Here is a 5,231-nt window from a genome sequence, read left to right as displayed (position 1 = left end):
CCCGATTTGCCTTTGCCGCCACCTTCCGCGTACAGTTCACCTTACCGACGCGGGGTGGAGCAGCTCGGTAGCTCGCTGGGCTCATAACCCAGAGGTCGCAGGTTCAAATCCTGTCCCCGCTACAAAGAGGGAAATCCTCTCACCGGACTCCGGGGGGGGGATTTTTCGCATTTCCGGCCGATCGGCCGCCGCCCCCGGCGGGTGCGCGCGTCGCCGCAGGTCGTGCCGCGCCGGCGTGCGTCGGGCGGGGCGTCCGGCGGGGATTTCCGGCGCGGCGCCGCCGGTCGGGGAGGCGATTTGCCTTCGTCCCCGTTCCTGCGTAGAGTTCACCTTACCGACGCGGGGTGGAGCAGCTCGGTAGCTCGCTGGGCTCATAACCCAGAGGTCGCAGGTTCAAATCCTGTCCCCGCTACCACGCGAAAGGCCCCGTGCGCACACCGCACCCGGCCTTTCCGCCGTCTGGGGCCCGCGCGCCTGCTCAGGACATGTTCTCCGCCCAGTACTGGGCGCAGGTCAGCGAGCAGACGCGCCCCTCGCCGCTGACGGTGCGGTGCCTGCGGATCTGCTTCCCGCACACCATGCACTCGTCCTTGGCCCCCTGGTCAGGTCCGGTGCCGCTGGCCCACGCACGGGCATTGCGGACGACCTTGGTGCTAGTTCCAGCCCACTTGAAGCCCACAGCTGTCACCCTCCTCGCGCCGAACGGCCTGCACCCGACCCACGGGCACACCTGCGGTAATGGTCCCACCGGAGGGCCGGTCCGCCAGTGTGCGGAGCGGGGATCACCGGGTTGTGCTAACGGCGGTCGGGGGACCCCGGTCGCACCGATGCAGCCGGTGAGTGGGCCGTGTCCGGACGCTGCCGTTCGGGTGATCACCCGGACCGGTCGCCAACGATCTTGAGGATTCCTCGTGATGGCGATTGCCTTGCGCCCCAAAGCTTTCCACTCCGCGTGGACAATCTCGATCAAGCGGCCGAAAGGGTGGATCACCGCCGCCCGCTGGTCACTCTGCGGAGCTTGTCCTTGCTCCGCATGGCCCAACGCCGCTAGCCCGTGATCAGCCACAGTGGACAGAACGGCTGACCATTGTGGACACCTGCCCGTGGTCGTGGCACGGTTGACGTTGTGTCGGACCTCAACGCGACGGCAGCGGCCCTCCTGGGTCTGCTGCACGACGGACCCAAGACCGGCGGCCAGCTCGTTGCGGAAGCGGGAGAGCGCTTCGGCGCGTTCTTCAGCGTCACCCGCAGCCAGGTGTACCGCGAGCTCCCCGCGCTGGCGGAGGCGGGCCTGCTGCGCCTCGGCAAGCAGGGCCCCCGCTCCAGCCAGCAGTACGTGCTGACCGCGGCGGGCAAGAAGGCCTTCAAGAACTGGCTGCTCACCGAACCCGGCCCGGACCACCTGCGCAGCCCCCTGATCCTGCGCATGGTGCACGCGGGGTCTCTGACGCCCAAGCAGCGCCAGGGCCTGGTGGACACCGCCCGCGCGACCTACGGCGCCGACCAGGAGGCCGCCAGGGCCGCCGTGAAGACCGCGGAGGACGCCTACTCCAAGGCCGTCGCCGAGTTCGCCCTGGCCCACGCCAAGGCCGTCCTCAAGCTCCTGGACGCCATTCCCACCGGTTGAGCCGTCCCCACCGGTCGTGCGCGCGCAATCCGGTCGCGCTGCGCGACCGGCGCTGGCGTAACCTTCTGCCGTGAACTTGGACGTCGAGGCAGACATCAAGGACCTCTCCGCGACGCTCGCCAGCATCGAGGCGGTGATGGACCTCGACGCTCTGCGCGCTCAGGTCGCGGAGCTGGAGCAGCAGGCGGCCCGCCCCGACCTGTGGGACGACCAGGAGAAGGCGCAGCGCGTCACCAGCCAGCTCTCCCACAAGCAGGGCGAGCTGCGCCGCGTGACCGCGCTGCGCGGCAGGCTGGACGACCTCGGCGTGCTCTACGAGCTGGCCGAGGACGAGGGCGACGAGGGCAGCGCCGCCGAGGCGGACGCCGAGCGGGCCAAGCTCCGCGAGGAGATCTCCTCCCTGGAGGTCCGGACCCTGCTCTCCGGCGAGTACGACGCCCGTGACGCGCTGGTCACGGTGCGCGCCGAGGCCGGTGGCGTCGACGCCGCGGACTTCGCCGAGATGCTGCTGCGCATGTACTCGCGCTGGGCCGAGCGCCACAACTACGCGGTCGACGTCTTCGACACCTCCTACGCCGAGGAGGCGGGCATCAAGTCCGCCACCTTCCGCGTCACCGCGCCCTACGCGTACGGCACCCTCAGCGTCGAGCAGGGCACGCACCGGCTGGTGCGCATCTCGCCGTTCGACAACCAGGGCCGCCGCCAGACCTCGTTCGCGGGCGTCGAGGTCGTGCCGGTGGTCGAGCAGACCGACCACGTCGAGATCGACGAGAAGGAGCTGCGCGTCGACGTCTACCGCTCCTCCGGTCCCGGTGGGCAGGGCGTCAGCACCACCGACTCGGCCGTGCGCCTGACGCACATCCCGACCGGGATCGTGGTGTCCTGCCAGAACGAGCGCTCGCAGCTGCAGAACAAGGCGACCGCGATGGCCGTCCTGCAGGCGAAGCTGCTGGAGCGCCAGCGCCAGGAGGAGCAGGCCAAGATGGACGCCCTCAAGGACAGCGGTTCCAGCTGGGGCAACCAGATGCGCTCCTACGTGCTGCACCCGTACCAGATGGTGAAGGACCTGCGCACCGAGCACGAGGTCGGCAACCCGTCCGCCGTGCTCGACGGCGAGATCGACGACTTCCTGGAGGCGGGCATCCGCTGGCGCAAGCAGCGGCAGACCGCCTGATCGCAGTGACCCCGCGACGGCGGGCGGGCCCCGCGCCCGCCCGCCGTCGCCGTGTCCGGGGCGTGCGCTGGACCACGTCCGGGTCATGATCGGGTAACGGCGCCGGTCGCGGTCACCCAGCGTGCCGCCGCTGATCACCGGCGGGATCACCCTCCGTACAGGGGTGGGCCGATACGTGACCGTTACCTGTGCCGCTTGTAGACTCCCCCCGTGATTCGCCTCGAACACGTGTCCAAGGTCTACAAGACCTCAACGCGCCCCGCGCTCGACAACGTTTCAGTCGAGGTGGACAAAGGTGAGTTCGTCTTTCTCATCGGGGCTTCCGGGTCCGGCAAATCGACTTTCCTGCGCTTGCTGCTGCGGGAAGAGGTGCCGAGCAAGGGGCGCGTTTACGTCTCCAACTTCGACGTCGCCAAGATGGCCCGGCGCAGGGTCCCCCGCCTGCGCCAGTCGATCGGCTGCGTCTTCCAGGACTTCCGGCTGCTGACCAACAAGACCGTGGCGGAGAACGTCGCGTTCGCGCTGGAGGTCATCGGGAAGCCGCGCAACACCATCGTCAAGGTCGTCCCCGAGGTCCTGCAGCTGGTGGGCCTGGACGGCAAGGCCGACCGGATGCCGCACGAGCTGTCCGGTGGCGAGCAGCAGCGCGTGGCCATCGCGCGCGCGTTCGTCAACCGGCCGCTGATGCTGCTGGCCGACGAGCCCACGGGAAACCTGGACCCCGACACCAGCCACGACATCATGCTGCTGCTGGAGCGCATCAACCGCACCGGGACGACGGTGCTGATGGCCACCCACGACCACTCGATCGTCGACTCGATGCGCCGCCGCGTGGTCGAACTGGACCACGGCCACATCGTCCGCGACGACAAGCGGGGCGTCTACGGCGTGGGCCGCTGACCTCCACCCAACCCCGACCCTGAGGAACGTTCCCCCCGATGCGTACCAGCTTCGTGTTCAGCGAGGTCGTCACCGGCCTGCGCCGGAACGTCACGATGACGATCGCGATGATCCTCACGACCGCGATCTCCCTGTTCCTGCTCGGTATGGGTCTGCTCGTCGTCCGCATGGTCGACAAGATGCAGGCGAACTACCAGGGCAAGCTGGAAGTCGCGGTCATGATGACCAACGACGTCAGCGCCAACGACAAGGACTGCGCGCAGGACCCGTGCGCCGGACTCCGCACCAAGCTGGAGGGCACCTCCGGGGTCGAGTCCGTGGTGTACGAGAACCGCGAGCAGGGCTACGAGCGGTTCAAGACGATCTTCGAGGCGCAGCCCGAGCTGGTGAAGCTCGCCCGCCCCGAGGCCATCCCCGCGACCTTCCGCGTCAAGCTGGAGGACCCCGAGCGCGCCGACGTGATCGTCAAGGCGTTCAGCGGCGAGGCGGGCGTCAAGTCGGTCAGCGACCAGGGCGAGTTCCTGTCCAGGCTGTTCGACGTCCTCAACGGCGTGCGCGACGGCGCCCTCGGGCTCGCCGCGCTCCAGGCGTTCGCCGCCCTGCTGCTGATCTCCAACACCATCCAGGTGTCGGCGTTCACCCGCCGGACGGAGGTGGGGATCATGCGGCTGGTGGGCGCGACGCGCTGGTACACGCAGCTGCCGTTCCTCATCGAGGCCGTGGTCGCGGGCATCATCGGCGCCGTGCTCGGCGTCGCCTGCCTGATGCTGTTCAAGGTCACCGCGCTCGACTCGGTGCTCGGCGACCTGTTCACCTCCGGCATCCTGCCGCAGCTCGGGATGCTCGACATCATGGTCATCTCGCCGATCCTGCTCGGCGTGTCCGTGCTGATCTCGGCGCTCACCGGCTACGTCACCCTCCGGTTGTACGTGCGCCTATAACCGCTGGCCCGCTCGCGTAAGGTCTTCAGCATGGTCAAGGAACGCGGTCAGAAGGTGATCGCGTCGAACCGCAAGGCTCGGCACGACTACACCATCCTCGACACCTACGAAGCCGGCGTCGTGCTCGTCGGCACGGAGGTCAAGAGCCTGCGCATGGGCAGGGCGTCGCTGGTCGACGCCTTCGGGCAGGTCGACGACGGCGAGGTCTGGCTGCACGCGCTGCACATCCCCGAGTACGTCGCGGGGACGTGGACCAACCACGAGGTGCGCCGCAAGCGCAAGCTGCTGCTGCACCGCCAGGAGATCGAGAAGCTCATCGGCAAGACGAAGGAGAGCGGCCTGTCGCTCATCCCGCTGTCGATGTACTTCAAGGACGGCTACGTCAAGGTCGAGCTGGCGCTGGCGAAGGGCAAGAAGTCCTACGACAAGCGGCAGGACCTGGCCAAGCGCGACGCGCAGCGGGAGATCGCCAAGGCCCACGGCCGGGCGCTCAAGGGCAAGGGCGGCCGGTACTAGCCGTCCCCGACCCCCTCCGCACAGGCACGCCGAAGCGGCCCCGGACACCAACCGGGGGGCATCTAGGGGTCTC

6 protein-coding genes and 2 tRNA genes are annotated in these 5,231 nt (G+C 68.8%); 7 read left to right on the top strand and 1 reads right to left on the bottom strand.

What is annotated here, in order from left to right:
• Window positions 1-48: 48 nt before the first annotated feature.
• Both ACTUAL_RS04485 and ACTUAL_RS04480 read left to right on the top strand, forming a co-directional pair.
• Window positions 49-122, top strand: a tRNA-Met gene (locus ACTUAL_RS04485).
• A 216-nt stretch (window positions 123-338) separates the two neighbouring features.
• Window positions 339-415, top strand: a tRNA-Met gene (locus ACTUAL_RS04480).
• Between the two features lie 63 nt (window positions 416-478).
• On the opposite strand, the gene ACTUAL_RS04475 is transcribed toward ACTUAL_RS04480, so the two are convergent.
• Window positions 479-679 carry a hypothetical protein gene (locus ACTUAL_RS04475; RefSeq protein ID WP_012783563.1) on the bottom strand — a complete coding sequence of 67 codons (201 nt, stop codon included), beginning with the start codon at window positions 677-679 and terminating at the stop codon, window positions 479-481.
• A 447-nt stretch (window positions 680-1,126) separates the two neighbouring features.
• On the opposite strand from ACTUAL_RS04475, the gene ACTUAL_RS04470 reads away from it, so the two are divergent.
• The 5 genes from ACTUAL_RS04470 (at window position 1,127) to smpB (ending at window position 5,158) form a co-directional block, all read left to right on the top strand.
• On the top strand, window positions 1,127-1,627 hold the full coding sequence (locus ACTUAL_RS04470) for a PadR family transcriptional regulator (RefSeq protein ID WP_012783564.1): 501 nt from the start codon (window positions 1,127-1,129) through the stop codon (window positions 1,625-1,627).
• Window positions 1,628-1,697: 70 nt separating this feature from the next.
• Window positions 1,698-2,801: a peptide chain release factor 2 gene (gene prfB / locus ACTUAL_RS04465; protein ID WP_440899359.1), complete on the top strand. Its 1,104-nt coding sequence runs from the start codon at window positions 1,698-1,700 to the stop codon at window positions 2,799-2,801.
• Between the two features lie 210 nt (window positions 2,802-3,011).
• The gene (gene ftsE, locus ACTUAL_RS04460; protein ID WP_012783566.1) at window positions 3,012-3,701 is read left to right on the top strand and encodes a cell division ATP-binding protein FtsE; all 690 of its coding nucleotides are present in this window, start codon (window positions 3,012-3,014) and stop codon (window positions 3,699-3,701) included.
• A 38-nt stretch (window positions 3,702-3,739) separates the two neighbouring features.
• Complete coding sequence (ftsX, locus tag ACTUAL_RS04455; RefSeq protein WP_096491655.1) at window positions 3,740-4,642, top strand: permease-like cell division protein FtsX; 903 nt, start codon at window positions 3,740-3,742, stop codon at window positions 4,640-4,642.
• 30 nt (window positions 4,643-4,672) lie between these two features.
• Window positions 4,673-5,158, top strand: coding sequence for an SsrA-binding protein SmpB (gene smpB / locus ACTUAL_RS04450; RefSeq protein ID WP_012783568.1), 486 nt, complete (start codon window positions 4,673-4,675; stop codon window positions 5,156-5,158).
• Window positions 5,159-5,231 lie beyond the last annotated feature (73 nt).

The organism is Actinosynnema sp. (assembly GCF_052038725.1).
The sequence above is the reverse complement of the archived record's forward strand: the minus strand, read 5'-3'. Positions and strand labels throughout refer to the sequence as shown.

Coding starts and splice junctions, on each gene's coding strand:
- ftsX (WP_096491655.1), top strand. CDS start 3,740: ATGCGTACCAGCTTCGTGTTCAGCGAGGTCGTCACCGGCCTGCGCCGG.
- smpB (WP_012783568.1), top strand. CDS start 4,673: ATGGTCAAGGAACGCGGTCAGAAGGTGATCGCGTCGAACCGCAAGGCT.